The sequence below is a fragment of the Mycetocola tolaasinivorans genome (genome assembly GCF_003667565.1).
Lineage (GTDB): Bacteria > Actinomycetota > Actinomycetes > Actinomycetales > Microbacteriaceae > Mycetocola > Mycetocola tolaasinivorans.
The window spans coordinates 66,291-84,101 of sequence record NZ_RCUX01000008.1 but is presented as its reverse complement, the minus strand read 5'-3'; the positions used below and the strand labels follow the sequence as shown (position 1 = coordinate 84,101).

The window sequence follows — 17,811 nt, the reverse complement described above, 5'->3', positions numbered from 1 at the left end:
ATCGTTACCCGAACCCACCAATTGAGGAATCCATCATGACCATCTTCACCCCCAAGCGTCTCAAGACGATCGGAGCGGTTGCGGCCGCGGCCGCCCTCGTGGCCGGCCTCGCCGCCTGCTCCAGTAGCACCGAGGCCGCCCCCGCATCAGACGGCACCGTGACCGTCGCCGCGTTCTCCAACGGTGCCGGAACCGAGACGAAGATCAAGGTATCCACCGTTGAGGACATCCGTAAGACCCTGCCGAAGAAGGTGCTCGACTCGGGCAAGCTCACGATCGGAATTGGCGCGCTGCCCGCGGGCTTCCCGCCGCTGGCCTTCACCGGAGACGATAACGAAACCCTGACCGGTGCCGAGCCGGACCTCGGTCGTCTCGTCGCCGGCGTGTTCGGTCTGAAGCCCGAGGTCAAGAACGCCACCTGGGACAACCTCTTCGTGGGGATCGACACCGGCGCCACCGACGCGGGATTCTCGAACATCACCGTGACCGAAAAGCGCCGGGAAAAGTATGACTTCGCCTCCTACCGTGGCGACAACCTGGGCTTCCAGGTGAAGGCCTCCAATAAGTGGGAGTTTGCGGACAACTTCGAAAACCTCAACGGCCTGAACGTCGCCGTGGGTTCGGGCACCAACCAGGAGAAGATTCTGCTGGAGTGGAAGTCCAAGCTCGAGACCGAGGGCAAGACCCTCACCGTGACCTACTTCCCGGACAACAACGCCACCACGCTGGCACTGAACTCGGGCAAGATCGACGCCTACTTCGGCCCCAACCCGGGAATCGCCTACGGAAACAAGCAGTCCGCGGGCAGCGCGAACCCGACCCGCACCGCCGGAACCTACTCGGGTGCCGGTGAAACCCTCGAGGGCCTGATCGCCGCCACCGTTAAGAAGGACTCGGGTCTCGCCCAGCCGATCGCCGACGCCATCAACTACCTGATCGACAACGGCCAGTATGGCCAGTGGCTCGAGGCCTGGGGCCTGTCGAACGAGGCCGTGAAGAAGTCGCTGGTAAACCCGCCGGGCCTGCCGCTCGACAACAACTAGCGCTCAGAAAAGGGCCCCGGGTACGCCGCGTACCCGGGGCCCATTCGCGTGTGTCGGCGGCACGCAATCACGTGACCCAAAGCGTCGCCGGGGTATCGGTATTCGAGCTGCCGCGCTAGCGTGGGTGCATGACTAAAATCGTGCTGGACCTCGCCGACCGATTCCAGAAGCTCGGCGTACAGACCGCCTACGGTGACCCCGTAACGGCAGATGGCGAGACACTGATTCCCGTGGCCCTCACCGGCTTCGGTTTCGGAGCCGGTGAGGGTGAGCTCTCCGAGGGCGTAGATGGCGAGCCCGCGGGTAGCGGCGGGGGCGGCGGCGGATTCTCGATCCCGATCGGCGCGTATCTGCGCAGCGGTGGCGGATGGCGCTTTGAGCCCAACCTGCTCGCCACCATCGTAGTTTCGGTGCCGCTGGTCTGGGTGGCCGGCCGCTTCCTGACCCGCCTGATCAAGGTTTTGAAGAAGTAATACGCCCCGCAACGTCACGCACGCGCCCGGTCCCCCGAGGGGATCGGGCGCGCGCTATACTCGGTGTAACACGGGAGTCCGGGAACCACCGGGCTGAGAGGAAGGTACGTACCTTCGACCGTCAAACCTGATCTGGATCATGCCAGCGCAGGGAGGATAAGTTTCTCTAACCCGTGCCTCCATTTCACTTATGAAAGGGGCACGTTCACAGTGTCTGTTAACAAAAACTCCGAGGTAAAGCCGCGCCTGAACTTCCGCTGGCGGGTCGTCGACATCGTCGTAGCCAGTGTTCTGGGTGTCGCGGTGGCCCTCATCTTCATCGCCTTCAACCTCGGCTGGAGCGGCATCAAGGCGCCGTTTGAGGCTCTGCTACCGGGGCTCCAGGGGTTCCTTGAACCGGTCTGGTACATCGGCGGTGTGCTCGGCGCACTGATCATCCGTAAGCCCGGTGCCGCGATCTACGTCGAGACCGTGGCCGCGATGGTCTCCGCCCTGGTGGGAAACCAGTGGGGTGGCTTCTCGACCATCGAGGCCGGCCTGGTGCAGGGTATCGGTGCCGAGATCATCTTCCTGCTGTTCGCCTACCGGGTATGGAACCTCCCGGTGACCCTGCTCGCCGGTGCCAGTGCGGGCCTCTTCGGCGCGGTGAACTCGCTCATCCTGTGGAGCCCGGGCGCCAGCTGGAACTACATCACGATCTACGTGAGCGCACAGGTTATCGGTGGTGCCCTGATCGCCGGCCTGCTGGTCTGGTTTGCGGTCAAGGGCCTCGCGGCCACGGGGGCGCTCAACCGCTTCGCGGTGGGTCGCAGCCACGGCGTTCGGGTTTAGCGTGGCGGAGGTTTCGCCGGTGACGGCCTCGGCGGTATCGATTCGCGACTGGGGATGGCGGCACGCCTCCCGGCTCGCCTGGGCACTCGAACACGTCACCCTCGAGATCGCGGCGGGGGAGCGGGTGCTCATTCTTGGCCCCTCGGGTGCCGGGAAATCCACGCTGCTGCACGCGCTCGCCGGAGTACTGGGCGGCGCTGATGAGGGCGATGCGCAGGGGGTGCTCACCGTTGATGGTGAGGACCCCGCGCATCGTCGCGGCCGCAGCGGCCTCCTGCTTCAAGACCCCGATTCCCAGATGATCCTCGCCCGGGTGGGCGACGATGTGGCCTTCGGCTGCGAGAACCTCGGCGTACCGCGCGATGAGATCTGGGCCCGGGTGGGCGAGGCGCTCGAGGCCGTGGGCCTCGACGTTCCGCTCGATCGGTCGACCCAGGCGCTGTCGGGCGGGCAGAAGCAGCGGCTCGCGCTCGCCGGCGTGCTCGCGATGCATCCGGGTCTCCTGCTGCTGGATGAGCCCACCGCTAACCTTGACCCCGTCGGGGTAGCCGAGGTGCGCGATGCGGTGGGCCGGGTGCTCGATAAGACCGGGGCAACCCTGGTCGTGATCGAGCACCGGGTTGACACCTGGCTGCCGCTGGTGGATCGCGTCATCGTGCTGGGCACCGGCGGTGCCGTGATCGCCGACGGGCATCCGGATACCGTGCTCACCGAGCGCGGTGCCGAGCTCGCGGCCGCGGGGGTGTGGGTGCCCGGGCATCCGCCGCGCGTCGCGCTTCCCGAGCCCCTGCCCGCGGGTGAGGCCCTGCTTGATACCCGCGACCTGCTGACGGCGCGCGTACGCGGCGTGCCCGTGGGCACCCCGGTCAGCACCACCGTGCGGGCGGGGGAGGTGCTGGCGATCACCGGAGCCAACGGTGCCGGAAAGTCGACGTTGGCGCTCACCCTCGCCGGGCTGCTGCGCCCCGAGGGCGGTGAACTGACCGCCACGGCCACGCTGTCTCGGGGGCTCGGGGCGGCCCCGATCGCCTGGAAATCAACCCAGCTTCTGCAGCGCATCGGCACGGTGTTTCAGGATCCCGAACACCAGTTTCTCGCGACCACCGTGCGCCGCGAACTCGAGGTGGGGCCGCGCGCCCTGGGGCTTGAGCCCGCCGAGATTGATGCCCGGGTGGACGATGTGCTGGCCCGGCTCGGCCTCGCGCACCTCGAGCGGGCGCACCCGTTCACGCTGTCGGGTGGGGAGAAGCGCCGACTCTCGGTTGCGACCGCCCTGGTGTCGCGGCCGGATATTCTGGTGCTCGATGAGCCCACGTTTGGGCAGGATGCGCTCACCTGGGCGCGGCTGGTTGAGCTCATTGGCGCGCTGCGGGCCGAGGGGTCGGCGATCATCACCGTGAGTCATGACGCCGAGTTTGTGGCGGCCCTGGCCGACCGCACGCTGACCCTGACCGCGTTACGCCCCGAACAGTCAGACACCGAGGAGGCCGCATGAGCGCGCTCGCGGATACCCAGATTTCGGTGGTGAAGCCCACCTCGGCCGCGGTACATCGAACCAACGCCGTAACCCGGCTGATGGTGCCGGTGCCGCTCACCCTGGTGCTGTTGATGACCCTCGACTGGGTATCCGCGGCTACCGCGCTGCTTGCGCTCGCGCTGCTGATGCCCTTCGCCGGGCTGAGTGCGAAGCAGTTCTGGTTGCGGACGCTTCCGGTGTGGATCGCCGCCCCGCTCAGCGGCGTGACCATGCTGCTGTACGGTCGCCCGGATGGCACCGTCTACTGGGAGTTTGGGCTCGCCCAGATCAGTGACGGCTCAATTGCCATCGCGATTGCGACGATGCTGCGGGTGCTCGCGATTGCGCTGCCCGCGGTGGTGCTGTTTATCACCGTGGATCCCACGGACCTGGCCGATGGGCTCGCCCAGATCCTGCGGCTTCCCGCACGGTTTGTGCTCGGGGCACTGGCCGGGATTCGCATGATCGGGCTGTTCCTGGATGACTGGCGTGCGCTTGAACTCGCGCGTCGGGCACGCGGGGTGGCCGATACCGGCCGGATCAGGCGCTTTGCGGGGATGGCTCTGGCTATGCTGGTGCTCTCGATCCGGCGTGGCAGCAAGCTCGCGACCGCGATGGAGGCCCGCGGTTTTGGCGGGGATATCCCGCGGACGTGGGCGCGGGAGTCGCGTCTCGGGTGGGCAGACGCGATCCTGTTTGCGATCGGTATCCTGGTATCCATCGCCGTCGTGTGGACGAGCGTGGCCACCGGACACTGGAACTTCATCTTTGCCTAGTCACATCGCCCCCTCCGAGGAGGCCATCGATCGGGTCCGAGCGCTCCTTCCGGGGCGCCCGGACCCGATCGTGTTGATTGATGGCCCGAGTGGTGCCGGAAAGTCGACGTTTGCCGATGAGCTCGCCGCGCACTGGCCGGGCGCCGGCGAGCCGCTGCTGGTGCGGATGGACGGGATGTATCCCGGCTGGGGTGGCCTCGAGCTCGCGGCCGCCGCGCTGGCCGAGGAGCTGCTGGGGCCGCTTCGCCGCGGGGAGCCCGGAACCTGGCGGGAGTGGGACTGGGCACGTGACGAGGTGGCCGCGGTGCACACGGTGACCCCCGGGCGTCCACTGATCGTTGAGGGCTGCGGAACGCTCGGACCCGCGGCAAGATTTGCCGATGTGGCGGTCTGGATTGATGCCGAAGATGATTTTCGTAAGGCGCGGGCGCTGGCCCGTGACGGTGAGACCTACGCGGTGCAGTGGGACGGCTGGCAGGCTGCCTTCGAGCGTTATGTGAGCCGTTGGGACCCCCGAGCCCACGCCCACCTCCTCCTGCGGGCGGAGCACGAGCGGGTGGTTGCCGCGGAGGGTACCGACTAGCGCGAGCGCTAGGGGATGAGTTGCTCCCACAGCGCCTTCAGGAGCGGCAGTGGGTGGGTGAGTCGCCAGAGCACATCGGGTTCGGTAAGAGCCCCGTCGGCGATCAGGGGGATGCGGCGATCGCCGGTGGCCTGGGAATCGTCGGTGATGGTGACGCTGCCCACCGGAGTGCCCTCGGCGAGCGGCACGGTGATGGTGCCGGGCTCGACCCTGAGCGTGGGTGCGGTGCTGCCCCAGTGCGGCTGTGCGGGTGTTTCTCCGGAGAGCCCGCGGACGCTCTGCTCCCAGTCCGTGGTGATGGTGAGAAGCGGGGTGCCGGTGGCGAGATCGGCGGTGGAGTTGATGCCGCTTTCGGCGCTGGCGACAAGCGCGCGCGTTTCGGTTTCGAGGGTCTGCCAGGTTGCGGATCGCAGCGAGGCGGAGGCATAGCTGAAGGGGCCGGCCGGGGTGGTGACGGTTTGGCTGAACAGCAGGATGATGCCGGCCTGGTCGGTGTATCCGCGGTAGAGCACCCGAATGCCGGTATCGGCGAGGTAGGGGCTCGGGAGGGTGAGCCCGCGCTGCACGGCGAGGGTGTCGGGTTCCTCGGTGAATGCGGCGGTGATGCCCGGATCGGCGGCCGCGAGCGCGGTGATGCGGGCGAGGTCTGAGGCGGTGGCCTGGGTGCCGGTATCGACGCCGGCGGCATCGGTGACAACGAGGCTCGTGAGGCCTTCCTTTTTGGCCCAGGCCTGGGCGGCCTTGAGGTAGCCATCGATCGAGCCGTAGGCCCAGGTGGCCAGTGCATCGGCGTGGGCGGTGCTTCCCCCGCGCAGCATGGCCTGCAGTACGGAGTGCTGGGTCCAGACGTCGCCGGGGAATAGCGAGACGGCCGATTGGCCGGCATCGACGCGCTCACGGTACGTCTCGTAGTTCTGCTCGGTCATGGTGATGTCCTGACCGGGGCCCTCGGGAAGCGGGTAGCGCTGCGCGACCACCAGGGCGGTGATCAGGCGTGCGGCACCGGAGATGGGCAGTGCGGCGGTGTCGCCCGCGTGGGCGAGTACGGCGGCGGTCTGGGCGACCGCGGTGGCGCCGGTGGTGGGGAGCGCGGGCGGCGTTACCGCGGCAGCGGGTGTGGGGAGCGCCAGCGTTGCGACGGCGGGGGCGGGGAGCGGACCGAGCAGCGTTGCGGGGCCGTAGCCGACCACGCCGATCAGCACGATGGTGCCGAGGGTGATGCTGATGCCACGCTTGGCCATGCCGTTCCTCATCTTCCGGGTGGGCTGGTGGTGCCCCGAGTGGACGCGTTAGGGTCAGCGTAATCGCATCCGTGCCGTGTGGAGGCGGGGCGTGCCGAACACCAAACTAACAGCGAGTGTTATCCCCACCCGAGCCGGTGAAGTTCCTCATCGTCTATGCCGTAGTAGTGGCCGATTTCGTGCACGAGGGTGACGCGTACCTGCTCGCGGAGATCCACCTCGTCGGCGCAGAAGTCGAGCAGGGGGAGCCGGTAGAGGCTGATCAGGTCGGGCATCTCGCCGAAGCCGTACTGGTCGCGTTCGGTGAGGTCTACGCCGTGGTAGAGGCCGAGGAGATCGAGGCTGCCGTCTTCGGGGAGGTCTTCGATGGCGATGGCGACGTTTTCGAGACCGTCGGTGACCTCCGCGGGCAGCGCGTCAAACACGTCGTTGACGAGGTCTTCGAAGTCGTCCGGATCCATTTCCATCACGTAAAAAATCCTATCGGGATTTTGCACCGAAATGAGCATCTCGGGCGTGGCGCTGATCGGGTGTCGGCGTGTCGTCTCCGGGGTGGTTTTCGAGCCTCGGGCGTGTCGTTCGAGGGTGAATTTCTCCGGTTAAAACAAAAAGAGGAGCAATATATGCTCCTCTTTTCATATTTACTTGGGGTGAGTAACGGGGCTTGAACCCGCGACCTCCTGAACCACAATCAGGCGCTCTACCAGCTGAGCTATACCCACCATGTCACTACTCGATAATAGCGCTTCTTTTCACTGGCTGCGAATCGAAGCGTTTCTTTTCTCGCGGTGCAACATGATTAGTCTATTACATCTCCGGAGCGTATTTTGCCACCACGGTCTCGGCGATGGCTTTTGCCTCGTCCGAGGTGGGGCCGGGCTCGGCCACGAATGCGGCGGCGCGGTAGTAGGCGAGCTCACGGATCGACTCGAGGATGTCGGCGAGGGCGCGGTGGCCGCCGTCCTTTTCGGGGGAGCGGAAGTACACCCGCGGGTACCAGCGGTGTGCGAGCTCCTTGATGGAGGACACGTCGATGTTGCGGTAGTGCAGGTGGTCGTCGAGTTCGGGCATGTACTTCGCAAGGAATGAACGGTCGGTGCCGATGGAGTTTCCGGCCAGCGGGGCCTTCTTCGCCTCGGGTACATACGTGCGCACGTATTCCAGTACCTGGCGCTCTGCCTCCTCGAGGGAGAGCCCGCCGTCGAGCTCGGTGATGAGCCCGGAGGTGGTGTGCATGTTGGTGACGAACTCGCCCATCTGCTCCAGCGCGGCGGCGCTGGGCTTGATGACGAGGTCGATCCCGGGCGCGACCGGTGTGAGGTCGAAGTCGGTAATCACCACCGCGATCTCTACGAGTTCGTCGACCGAGAGGTCGAGGCCGGTCATTTCACAGTCGATCCAGACCAGTCGGTCCGCCAGATTTGCCATGCCCTCATGTTAGCCCGCTCCGCCGACACATTCGCGGGTTTCGCCTAGACTGGGCGGGTGATTACTCTGCTCGCGATTCTCCTGCTCATCAACGCCGTCTACAACGTGGTGGTGTGGCCGCGGTTCTGGACCCGAGTAAAGAACGACCCCCGTGCACGTGATGCCGCGGGCAAGCCCACCGCGTTCCTGCGCGTCCACGCGATCCTGATCTCCATCGCGCTGCTCATCGCCGCGGTCTCCGCCGTGGCGGGTATCTGGGCATTCTTCGTCTAGCGCGCGCCCTCGTCGCCGCGTTCGGGGCGACGCGCCCGACCCTGCCTCGGATGCCCGCGCATTGTCGCGCCTGATTCGCTCCCCGAGGCGTTCGCGCTACACTTGTTTCGTCCGCCTCCGTAGCTCAGAGGATAGAGCAGGAGCCTTCTAATCTCTTGGTCGCAGGTTCGATTCCTGTCGGGGGCACTTAAGGTTCGAAGCCCCAACGCGCACTCAGACGTGCGGCGTTGGAGCCTCGAGCCCTTTGACTTTGCGACTGTATTCTTTTCTGCAGACTTGGGAAGCCCACTCAAGTTGAGTGCAAACCATCGTAGGTCGATTTCAATCGCTGCTATCCTTCCCTCATGCCCTCGCCATCGCGTATCTCTCGCCTCACTAGAAGCAATGTGTTTGATTGGCTCGCTCTCTCAGAATTTCGATGGTCGGGCCGTTTGCAGCATCCGGAGTTTCTAAATCGCTTGTACGACCTTCAAGCGCTCCCGAGTAAAGACCACCGCTATAAGTCCGCGAGTGGCGATATTCACCAGCACACCGTGAACAACGATGATTGGGAAGACGACTGGGTATTCGGAGATGATCGATTTCACCTTCGTGATGGCTCGGACACAAATTTTCTCAATTTCCTTGTTGAGACGGTACATCCACTCGTGCGCAACGACTCTTCAGATGCAGCAGTGATGGTTGACGCGTACAATAACACGCTACGCCCGGAGGGCTTCGAGCTGTGTGAAAACGGGCACGTCGGCAATCAGATTGTCTACTCGTGGCGTGAGGTGTCCGGGTATCACACGGTCGCCAGATTGCCTTTAGCTCAGTCATTAGACGTCACTCAGAACGAAGTGTTGCTTCAGCACTTGAAGCGTATTGACCGTGATCTACATGCTGACCCATCGTCCGCGATTGCCTCCTCCAAGAACCTAATCGAGAGTCAATGCAAAATCGTCTTGGCGGACCTTGGAGCTGAGTTTTCTGAGCGCGATGAACTTCCAGGGCTCTTCGCGAAGGTCGCGGCTGAACTGAGCATTAATGCAGACTCTGTCGCTGGAGATTCTCGAGGAAGTGCCGCAATGAAAAAGGCCATGCGTTCCCTCTTTGCCACCGTACAATCGATCGCTGAAGCTCGAAACGCAATCGGTGATGGGCATGGGTCTGGGACTATCAGCCCTGCGACGCCACGCCACGCCAAATTAGTGTTCAATTCGACTGTGGCGATTTCCCAATTCATAGCAGACACTTGGAACGAGCGCCCACGCCCCTGACTGTGGCAGGCACGCCGTGCTTGGTTCACTATAGGTCTGATGCAATCATTTTCGGGTGCTCGTTCGCCAAGCCTTCGACTTCGTATATACAGAGTTTGATCGCATTGTTTGTATCGCGCTCTCGCTCCGACGATTTGCGACATCATCTCGAGACCGCCTGCGTCGGTTATTTGTACGTGTCGGAAGTAGATGTTGAGGACACCTAGCCACTGGTTGTGATTTGATTCTCTTGGTATCAGCGGAGCGTCTAGCCCCCCTGTACTGTGACGCCACCCCTGCCAACCACTGCGATCAACTCGCGTCGAAAAATGAATTCGGAGGTCCCGAGGGGTACGTTAATCTGCGTATTGCATGTTCCTGTAAATTGAATTGTTTTTACAACATGAGTTCTTCAGGAGCACAGCGGCGGCGTGTGGACGGTCCGCGTCGAAAGGAATGGGGCAGCGGTATGCAGGCTCTTGAACAAGCCAAGATCCGCTAAAGCGCCCAGCTGCGCGACGCAAACGTCTTCAATATTCTCGTTGCTTGCAGCGATTTTGTTGGAGCGGCTTTTCAAGTCCCAATATCGAGCGTCGGATCATCGCGTGAAGTCAAGATCATGTGCGCAATCGGAGAACTCGGCGGCAACACCACTACGAGTCGTGCTCTTGCGGACACTGCCGATGAGTAGCAAATCACTATTCGCGTTAGTCGCGGAACTCCGATTTGCGGACCTACTGTGCTGGTAATCTCATCGCATGACGACTCAGAATCCGATTGCCGTGCTCGGTGGCGCTGTGGTAGGTTTTCGTGATTTCGCAGCACCGATTACGGCAGGGGCACCGGCAGCTCGCGCCGGGTTAGCGGTCGAACCCGATCAGCGTCTCCGGTAATTTGATTGTCCCTCATATGATCATTGCAGGGCGTATCGGTTCTGTAGCAGACCATCTTTCGGCGTCGGCAGAACTCGCGGATAGCCAAGGAGACGAGACAGAATCCTTGCTACATCTTGCAGCGGACTCCACCCTGTTTCGGCCGGTAGTCGAAGGACGCGTCGAGAACATTTGGGTTTTGGATGGCTCGGACCCAGCCCAGCGCATTAGTCGCGCAGTGGATATCGCGAAGATCGAGTACGTACAAGGATTAAAATTGGTGAGGAATCTCGCCAAAGCAGGTCTTGGTGACGACAAGACTGCACAGGCAATGGCCGCTCTAAAACTAATCATTCAGGCCTCAGCCCAGGCAATCGGACTCGATCCCGACGAATATCTTGAGGAACGAACGATCGATCCTTCCGCCATCACGAAAAAACCGCCCATCGAATCCCCGGCAATACTCTGCGCACATTCTGGTTTTGGGCGATCACCTCAGCGCACGCGCACGGGCAGTTAATCTCAACGATCCGGTTCGCGCAAGAATCGGGGCTTACTGGCATCCATGAGGGCGGTGCCCATTTTGAGGCCGGTGAAAGCCTTCTCGCTGAGTTGGTGCTCTTCGTCGCCGAGCTCCTCGAAGTCGCGGTGGCCCTGCTCAACGAGCAAAGGTATGAACTCGCAGCGTGATGCTAGCAATTTCAGTGCTGTTCGATTCCAGAGTCTAAATCGAACGGTTCGTAGCTTGAAGCAGCGGCATAACGTTGTCGTTGGGATGAAACGAGAACGGGCGGTGGGGCCGACTTCAGCGACCAAACATTGCTCAACTTTTTCGTTTCTCCCGGCTCGCCTCTATAAGTCACGCTAGTGGGAAACCTGGTCTGGGTCCGTGCGCCCGGCTGCTGTGCAACGTAATCGATGCAACAAAGCGAGTAACTAATCCTTCAGCTCCGAGCTTGGCAAGATCGTGTGGCAAGCGGAGTCCTCCGTGTAAGGGCGTACACTGTCGGACCCATATTGCGGATAGATCCCTATTGGCGTCAATTGCGCAGGGGTCGCTAAGGCGGCCATAGCAACTGTGGAAGACACCTGTGCGTTAGCATTGCCACAAAGCAAGGCGAAAGGGAGCGCACCAGTGTCTTTGGTAGATTTGTCGAGGTTTGATGCTATTGGATTTCAAGATCTGGTCGGAGCGCTCGCTGTAGCCGAATTTGGCCAGTCTGTGCGTTCGATGGGCGCTGGGCGTGATGGTGGGCGTGACTACATCCATCGAGGAAGACTTCGGTGGACAACACCGGGTCTCAACGGAGTCCAATGCGCCGATGGGTACACCGTTTTTCAGGCCAAATTCCGCACTGAGCCCTCTTCAAAGCATCAAGACAACGCTGCATGGCTTTGGAAACAAGTGCGTGATGAGCTTGGAGACTGGGCACGGAATATGGACCGCTCTACGGTTCCCAACACTTTGATTTTTGTAACAAACGTAGCACTCACTCCGTTTCCTGGAACCGGTGGGTTTGACGCTATCGTAGCTAAGGTTGAGGCATACATAGCGAGAGCGCAGGCACTACCAAGTGGCACAACAGACGCAGATGAACAGGCAGAACTTCAACTTCAGGCGTGGAGGCTCTCTCAGATCCGTCAAGTGTACTTTTGGGATCATTATCAGATCGACGCACTAGTCAATGCGCATTTAGGCGTTCGCCAGGCGTTCAACGCTTTTCTCACCGCAGGCGACATTCTTGCAGCGATCCCGAAGCTATTAAATCTTGTTCCAGAAAGTGCATTGGAGAGCGCGCTCAGGGACCATGCTCGCACAATGCTCATATCAGGTGGGCGCATCTATTTTGATGAGGCAGGTGCGAGCGGCACTGAAGGGCTTCCCGTGCACAAAGTAGCGGTCGACTTACCTGTGCTCGTTCCCAAGCTAGATGCCTTCGGTGCGCAAGAGCCTTGTCGGCGATTCGCGATTCCCTACATTCTTGACCGAACTGGTCGGATGCTTAAGCCTTCATTCGCGCAGTTTCCCAGGCCAAGGCACATAGTTCTCACCGGACAGCCGGGAAATGGGAAGTCCACCCTATCGAAGATGATAATTCAAGCGCATCGAGCAGCGTTCTTGCGTGAATCGAGTAATCTGAGCGAGGACCAACGCAAGCTAATCGCGGAAACAGACGTAGCGTTGCAAGAGCTGGGAGTTACACCACCGACATACCCCCGATGGCCGGTGCAGATCAATCTAGCTGAGTATGCCCAAGAAGACGCAGTCGATCTTTCGTCAACGCTGATACGACGTATCGCTCGAGATGTAAGTGCAAAGTCAGACGTTGGAGATATCGCACCAAACCTGCTTGCAAAATGGCGCAACCGCTGGCCTTGGCTGTTGGTCCTTGATGGTCTTGATGAAGTCGTGGATCCTGTCGTACGGCACAATCTCATCGAGCAGATCATAGAGTTTGCAAACGACAGTGAGGCGGAAAACGCTGATGTGGTGATCATCCTCACCACTCGACCGCTGGGATTCGATGAGGAAATAGGCCAAAGCATGTTTGAGCGTATTGATCTCGCAAGTCTTACTCCGGATACTGCATTAGAGTATGGGAAAAAGGTAACAGCTGTTCGCCTTGATCGTGATCATGACCGACGTGACGCGGTCATAAGGCGGCTCATTAATGCTACGGAAGACGAAGCATTTGAGAACTTATTGAGAACCCCACTACAAGTCTTGATCCTGACTATTATCGTGGAGCAATCTGGAGAATTGGCTCCTGACCGTTTCAGCCTATTCGATGGGTACTTCCACACCATTCTGGCGAGAGAGAAGCAAAAATTCGGTGGGCACAGCACCCTTATTCGAGACCACGAAACTCTTATTCAAGGGATCCATCATCAAGTTGGGATCACATTACAGATCCGCGCGGAGAAGGGCGAAACAACACGTTCGGTAATCAGCCACCAAGAGCTGCAAGATATTGCTTGGGCAGCTCTAGAACGGGAGGGATATCGTCCCGAGTCGGCGGATCGAAGATTACTCAAAGATATTCAGAACGCGGCGACACATCGACTCGTGCTACTGGCACCGCATGGAACTGAAGGATATGGCTTTGACGTACGAAGTCTGCAAGAGTACATGGCTGGCCAATATCTCACGAGTTCGACCGATGCAATCGTCGAGAGAAGGCTTCAGATCATCGGTGCTAGTCCTCATTGGCGAAATACCTGGCTCTTCGCAGCTGGAGGTTTGTTCGTAAGACCGGGAGTGCACTTGCAGGAGCTCGTTATCGAAACTATCGAGACCGTAGACAGCGACGCTGCTGAACGACTCAGCTTGAGTTTTCCTGCCGGTCCGCGACTAGCTCTTGATATTTTGGATGACGGGATGGCACGCGCGCGTCCTCGTTGGCTTGCAAGGCTCGTCGATCAAGCACTTAAGCCAGGCGCGGGGGTATATGTCCAGGACTTGACGTATGCCCTTGTGAGAATCGCCGCTACCAATGAAAACTCTTGTTCCACGGTGTCATCCGCACTCCGTGCGCGGCGGGGTATCGCTAGTCCGGAGGGCAAGTTGGCGAACATGATTCTCAACCAGTGGATCACGGTTTGTGATGATCTAAAGGTCTCTGAATCTCGCGTACGGGGGATTTCTCAAGTACAGCCGGAGCCAAGAGTTCTATCTGGCGAGAGTGCAAACGGTCGCCTGCCTGAAGACCGTTGCGAGGAACTCTCGTCCGAAGAAGTGGAACAGCTCAACAATGCTCTGAATGCGGCAACGCAGCCTCACGGTTCTTTGAAACCGTTGGAGCATGCTCTGGAGATCGAGAAAGTTGCTCGTATAGTTGATGCGAAACTGAGCGATATTTTACTGAGCCAGCCGACGACTCGACGCCGTATCGAAAAGGAAATTATCCCCATAGTTACCCGGGAGCCGAAGGGACATCTCCTGACGGAGGTGTAGTCCGTTGACAACCTAGGACGACGATTTATCGTGTCCGCAAGGTTCAAAACCTAGCAATTCGCTGTGCGAAGAATGCGAAGATTGGTCCTGTCAAACCTCGGAATGTCCTGGAAGCGTCGACCGCAACTTACTATTTTGCCTGAATAGTCAAAAGCAACCGGGCTTCACAAGAATCAAGGTTCACTGCATTCCTCCTTGCCGAGCATTCTGAAACGTCTGACGTCATGTTATTTATCGGCGATTCTGACGTCACGATGGACTTGATCGCCTAAGGGGCTCTCTAGGGTTTCGGCAGGAACGCATGCAAAGCAGCTGCGAGATTATGAGAACGGCCGCTTATTGCAAATCAACTGCCGTCGGGATTACTGTTTCCCCCGGCACTGCGCCGCTAACCCCGCGACCACCGCGATCAGCCCGCGTCGGAAGAGTCGTTCGGAGGTGCCGCGGGGTGCGCCCACGTAGGTGGTGACGCGGGTGAGGCCGTCGCGTTCGGCGGCGGCGAGGATCTTGCGGGCGAGCGGGGTGTCGAGTTCGAGGGTCTGCTCTGGTTCGACGCGGGTGAGGAGTGCGCCGAGGACGTAGTTCCAGAGCGCGCGATAGGAGTTCAGGGCGTCGATCGGGTGCGCCCCGAGTTCTTCGGCCGCGGCGATGTACTCCTCGGCGAACCACAGAGCGCCGGTGCCGGTGCTGCCGCCGCGGCGGAGAATGTCGACGATCCAGGCGCGGGTGACGAGCACCGCGTAGATGCCCTGGCCGATCGCGAGCATGCGGTCCTGCGGGGTGCCGGTGAGCGGGGTGCGGGGGATGTCCTCGGAGAAGCGATCGAGCACCGCGCTGAGCACGCCCTCCTTATCGCCGAGGTGGCGATAGATCGCCGCGAGCGTGGTGCCCGCGCCGCTCGCCAGGCGGCGCATGGTCAACCCCTCGATGCCGCCGTTCATGAGCATCGTGCCGGCCACGTCCAGGACGTGATTGCGGTTGAACGATACCGGCCGGCCCGGGCCGCGCGCGGGGCCGTTCGTGGAGCCTGTCGTGGGGGAACGGGTGGGCATAAATACCGTCCAAATAATTTCGAGAACGCCTTTGCATAATTGGCGAGCGTGGATCTAGCGTACCGAGTACACACCCCGAATGAAAGGTCTCCATGCAGCCCTCGGTCGCGGATACTCCGCCCAGCCAACCCACGTCTTCACTACCCACGTCTTCTCGCCCCACCGCCCCGGCCCCGCAGGTGCCCCTCGTCCTGAGCGCGGTGTTCCTCGTGTTCCTCGGGCAGATGACGCTCAATCCGATCATCGCGCCACTCTCCCGCGAGGTGGGGCTCGCCGAATGGCAGGTGGGCGTGATGATCAGCCTCGCTGCAATCTGCGTGGTGGTGAGCAGTCAGTTCTGGGGTCGCGCCTCACTCTCGCGTGGTCGCAAACCCGTGCTCCTCGCGGCCATGGGTACCGCGGTGGGCGCGATGGCACTGTTTGCGCTGCTCGCCCACCTCGGCATGCGCGGCATCCTCACCGGAACCGGCCTGTTTGTGCTGTTCCTCGTGACGCGCGGCCTGCTGTTCGGGCTCGCGATCGCCGCGGTGCCGCCCACCGCCCAGGCGTACATCGCCGACGTCACCACCACACCCGAGGCGCGCGTGCGCGGTATGGCGGGCGTAGGAGCTGCCCAGGGGCTCGCGATGATCGGGGGTGCCGTGGCCGGGGGAGCACTCGCCGGGTTTGGGCTGATGGTGCCGCTGCTGTGTGTGCCCGTCATGATCGCCCTCGGGCTCGCTGCGGTTGCGGTGTTCCTGCGCCGCGAGGAGAAGCACGAGCTGGTGGCGAATCCGCCGCGGGTGAGCCCGTTTGATCCGCGCGCCTGGCCGTTCCTCCTGGCCGGATTTGGCCTGTTTACCGGGCTCGGATTCGTTCAGATCCTCACCGGGTTCCTCGTGCAGGACCGCTTCGCTCTGAACGCCGGTGGAACCGCCGCCGTCTCCGGTGCCGCACTGCTGGCCGCGGGCGTGGGCATGGTGGCCGCCCAGGCCGTCATCGTGCCCCGCCTGAACTGGATGCCCGGCACGCTGCTGCGCGTGGGGGCAGCCGGGGCGCTCGCCGGGTTCCTGCTCCTCATTCCCAGTGCGGGGATGGCCGCGCTGATCCTGGCGCTGTTCCTCATCGGGTTGGGACTCGGCCTGGCGATGCCGGGATACACCGCCGGGCCCTCGCTGCTGATGTCCGCCGAGGAACAGGGCGGCATTGCCGGCCTCGTGGCCGCGAACAACGCGCTTACCTTCGTGCTGACGCCCACGCTCGCCACCCTGTTTTACGCCTGGTGGCCGCCGCTGCCGCTGATCGTGGGTGCGAGCGTCTGCGCGCTGGTGCTCGTGTTTGTGCTGCTGCACCCACGGTTTCGCGGACCCCGAGTGGCTCGCTAAGCCGTGGTGTCGGCCTGGTCTGTCCATCGGGCGCGACGCCCGCGCCGCTCGATGATGTCCGACGCCCAACCGGCGGGAACGAGAAGGAGGAGCCACCAGATGCCGGGTGTCGGCACGGCGATGGTGAGGATGAGGGCGAGCAAGACCGCGCCGAAGGTGAGCCAACTGTTTGCCGGGCGCAGTTCCCCGCGGCCCTCATCCGTGCGCAGTGCGGGATCGCGCAAAACGCGGGCCTCCATCAGGGCAAACATGAGGCTCGACACGGCGATCGTCCCGATGTACATGACGCGTGCGGCCGCGCTCTGCCCGGCCGCCGCGAGCATGTTCGAGGCGAAGGGAAGGAACGCGATGCTCGCGAGCCACACCAGGTTGATGCGCATCAGCGTGGGGGAGTAGGAGCGCACCACCTCGAAGAGCCGGTGGTGCATCGTCCACATTCGGGCGATCACCGCGAAGCTCACCACGAAAGCGATCAGGGTGCCCCGATGCTCCGCAAGGAACTCCCATACGTGATCGGCGCGCGCATCGGCTGCCGCGTCCACCAGCGGCAGGAGGAGCAGCGTGATCGCGATCGCGACCGTCGCGTCAGAGAAATTGATCAGGCGGTCGAGTCCGCGCCGGGTTGGGATCAGCCGGCTCATCCGAGTACCCGCTGCGCCTCGCGCCGCGAGGCCCCACGCTTCCGGGAATCGCGCACCGCGAGGGCGATCATGACGGCAGGGATCAGGGCGTCATAGAGCAGCACGCCACCGGTGTTCCCCGGCTCCCAGTTGCCGTGGGCGAGCGACTGGAACACGTGCCCGAGAATGGCGCCCCAGAGGAACATGCCGGCCATCAGTCCGATCGTGATGCGCTCGCGGGGTCCGGCGTGGATGGCGCGGAAACCGCCGATCGCGAGCGCGAGGTTGGCGAACGCAATCTCGGTGACGAATGGGGTGTCTGAGAACCCGATCGCGGTGGCCATGATGTCCGGGATAGCGAGGAACGAGAGCGTCATCCAGAGGCTTCCGCAGCTCAGGGCGGCGATCGCCCACCAGCGCTGCCAGATCTCGAGTCGGGTGAGTTTCGTGGAGCGTGCGGAGTGGACGCTCGCCCCGATGGTCGCGATCAGGAGCCAGAGCAGGGGGAGGGACGTTTCGAGCAGATACCGTGTGTTTGACATGATT

Annotated in this window: 17 protein-coding genes, 2 tRNA genes and 1 riboswitch; of the genes, 12 read left to right on the top strand and 7 right to left on the bottom strand. The window is 62.1% G+C overall.

Going from position 1 to position 17,811, the window contains the following annotated elements; translation table 11 throughout:
• Window positions 1-35 precede the first annotated feature (35 nt).
• From D9V32_RS11245 to D9V32_RS11220, 6 genes are all read left to right on the top strand, one after another.
• On the top strand, window positions 36-1,043 hold the full coding sequence (locus tag D9V32_RS11245) for a transporter substrate-binding domain-containing protein (RefSeq protein ID WP_121648997.1): 1,008 nt from the start codon (window positions 36-38) through the stop codon (window positions 1,041-1,043).
• A gap of 128 nt (window positions 1,044-1,171) precedes the next feature.
• On the top strand, window positions 1,172-1,516 hold the full coding sequence (locus D9V32_RS11240) for a spore germination protein GerW family protein (protein ID WP_121648996.1): 345 nt from the start codon (window positions 1,172-1,174) through the stop codon (window positions 1,514-1,516).
• A gap of 60 nt (window positions 1,517-1,576) precedes the next feature.
• Window positions 1,577-1,688, top strand: a riboswitch (TPP riboswitch).
• 38 nt (window positions 1,689-1,726) lie between these two features.
• Window positions 1,727-2,347: an ECF transporter S component gene (locus D9V32_RS11235; protein WP_121648995.1), complete on the top strand. Its 621-nt coding sequence runs from the start codon at window positions 1,727-1,729 to the stop codon at window positions 2,345-2,347.
• Between the two features lies 1 nt (window position 2,348).
• The gene (locus D9V32_RS11230) at window positions 2,349-3,842 is read left to right on the top strand and encodes an ABC transporter ATP-binding protein (protein ID WP_183086287.1); all 1,494 of its coding nucleotides are present in this window, start codon (window positions 2,349-2,351) and stop codon (window positions 3,840-3,842) included.
• On the top strand, window positions 3,839-4,639 hold the full coding sequence (locus tag D9V32_RS11225; protein WP_121648994.1) for an energy-coupling factor transporter transmembrane component T family protein: 801 nt from the start codon (window positions 3,839-3,841) through the stop codon (window positions 4,637-4,639). Before D9V32_RS11230 ends, D9V32_RS11225 begins: the two co-directional genes overlap by 4 nt.
• Window positions 4,632-5,222 carry a nucleoside/nucleotide kinase family protein gene (locus D9V32_RS11220; protein ID WP_220700699.1) on the top strand — a complete coding sequence of 197 codons (591 nt, stop codon included), beginning with the start codon at window positions 4,632-4,634 and terminating at the stop codon, window positions 5,220-5,222. Before D9V32_RS11225 ends, D9V32_RS11220 begins: the two co-directional genes overlap by 8 nt.
• A gap of 8 nt (window positions 5,223-5,230) precedes the next feature.
• Here the strand turns inward: D9V32_RS11220 and D9V32_RS11215 are convergent, their stop codons facing one another.
• The 4 genes from D9V32_RS11215 to orn form a co-directional block, all read right to left on the bottom strand.
• Window positions 5,231-6,463 carry a hypothetical protein gene (locus D9V32_RS11215; protein WP_183086286.1) on the bottom strand — a complete coding sequence of 411 codons (1,233 nt, stop codon included), beginning with the start codon at window positions 6,461-6,463 and terminating at the stop codon, window positions 5,231-5,233.
• Between the two features lie 119 nt (window positions 6,464-6,582).
• Complete coding sequence (locus tag D9V32_RS11210; RefSeq protein ID WP_121649083.1) at window positions 6,583-6,930, bottom strand: metallopeptidase family protein; 348 nt, start codon at window positions 6,928-6,930, stop codon at window positions 6,583-6,585.
• Between the two features lie 179 nt (window positions 6,931-7,109).
• Window positions 7,110-7,185, bottom strand: a tRNA-His gene (locus D9V32_RS11205).
• 85 nt (window positions 7,186-7,270) lie between these two features.
• On the bottom strand, window positions 7,271-7,891 hold the full coding sequence (orn, locus tag D9V32_RS11200) for an oligoribonuclease (protein ID WP_121648992.1): 621 nt from the start codon (window positions 7,889-7,891) through the stop codon (window positions 7,271-7,273).
• 57 nt (window positions 7,892-7,948) lie between these two features.
• On the opposite strand from orn, the gene D9V32_RS11195 reads away from it, so the two are divergent.
• The 5 genes from D9V32_RS11195 (at window position 7,949) to D9V32_RS16055 (ending at window position 14,229) form a co-directional block, all read left to right on the top strand.
• Window positions 7,949-8,164 (top strand): SCO4848 family membrane protein, encoded by a 216-nt coding sequence (locus D9V32_RS11195; protein WP_121648991.1) that lies wholly within the window; start codon window positions 7,949-7,951, stop codon window positions 8,162-8,164.
• Between the two features lie 113 nt (window positions 8,165-8,277).
• Window positions 8,278-8,350 (top strand) — tRNA-Arg (locus D9V32_RS11190).
• 158 nt (window positions 8,351-8,508) lie between these two features.
• Entirely contained in the window at window positions 8,509-9,423 is a 915-nt protein-coding gene (locus D9V32_RS11185) for an abortive infection family protein (protein ID WP_121648990.1), read from the top strand.
• An 888-nt stretch (window positions 9,424-10,311) separates the two neighbouring features.
• Entirely contained in the window at window positions 10,312-10,794 is a 483-nt protein-coding gene (locus tag D9V32_RS16060; protein ID WP_147440456.1) for a hypothetical protein, read from the top strand.
• A 615-nt stretch (window positions 10,795-11,409) separates the two neighbouring features.
• The gene (locus tag D9V32_RS16055; protein ID WP_147440455.1) at window positions 11,410-14,229 is read left to right on the top strand and encodes an NACHT domain-containing protein; all 2,820 of its coding nucleotides are present in this window, start codon (window positions 11,410-11,412) and stop codon (window positions 14,227-14,229) included.
• A gap of 362 nt (window positions 14,230-14,591) precedes the next feature.
• Here D9V32_RS16055 and D9V32_RS11175 read toward each other — a convergent pair whose 3' ends face one another.
• Window positions 14,592-15,281 carry a TetR/AcrR family transcriptional regulator gene (locus D9V32_RS11175; protein WP_121648988.1) on the bottom strand — a complete coding sequence of 230 codons (690 nt, stop codon included), beginning with the start codon at window positions 15,279-15,281 and terminating at the stop codon, window positions 14,592-14,594.
• Between the two features lie 92 nt (window positions 15,282-15,373).
• Here D9V32_RS11175 and D9V32_RS11170 point away from each other — a divergent pair, with 92 nt between their 5' ends.
• On the top strand, window positions 15,374-16,645 hold the full coding sequence (locus tag D9V32_RS11170; protein ID WP_121648987.1) for an MFS transporter: 1,272 nt from the start codon (window positions 15,374-15,376) through the stop codon (window positions 16,643-16,645).
• Here the strand turns inward: D9V32_RS11170 and D9V32_RS11165 are convergent.
• A complete protein-coding gene (locus D9V32_RS11165; protein ID WP_121648986.1) occupies window positions 16,642-17,286 on the bottom strand; it encodes a TMEM175 family protein in 645 nt (214 codons plus the stop codon). The two genes, D9V32_RS11170 and D9V32_RS11165, sit on opposite strands and share 4 nt — an antisense overlap.
• Window positions 17,283-17,807, bottom strand: a complete 525-nt coding sequence (locus D9V32_RS11160) for a DUF6790 family protein (RefSeq protein WP_121648985.1) — start codon at window positions 17,805-17,807, stop codon at window positions 17,283-17,285. Before D9V32_RS11160 ends, D9V32_RS11165 begins: the two co-directional genes overlap by 4 nt.
• Window positions 17,808-17,811: the final 4 nt, after the last annotated feature.